We start from the raw sequence: 256 nt of genomic DNA, 5'->3' as shown, positions 1-256 counted from the left end.
CAATCACGCGCGCCGGGTTGGCCGGCGGCGGCGCGCAAAATAAATGGTGGGCCTGGGTAGATTCGAACTACCGACCTCACCCTTATCAGGGGTGCGCTCTAACCAACTGAGCTACAGGCCCTCCGTAACCCTAATCGTTATACGGCCATCGCCTCGTCTGCTGTAATCCCGCGCGCCGGGTTGGCCGGCGGCGGCGCGCAAACTAAACTTGGTGGAGCCAGACGGGATCGAACCGACGACCCCCTGCTTGCAAAGC

1 tRNA gene is annotated in these 256 nt (G+C 62.5%); it reads right to left on the bottom strand.

The annotated features are described in order from the left end of the window. Positions 1-44: 44 nt before the first annotated feature. A tRNA-Ile gene (locus ACOSDM_RS20320) sits at positions 45-121 on the bottom strand. Between the last annotated feature and the right edge of the window lie 135 nt (positions 122-256).

The organism is Hwanghaeella sp. LZ110, from assembly GCF_048892525.1.
Taxonomy (GTDB): domain Bacteria; phylum Pseudomonadota; class Alphaproteobacteria; order UBA8366; family Aestuariispiraceae; genus Pacificispira.
This window is presented reverse-complemented; position numbering and strand designations above follow the sequence as displayed.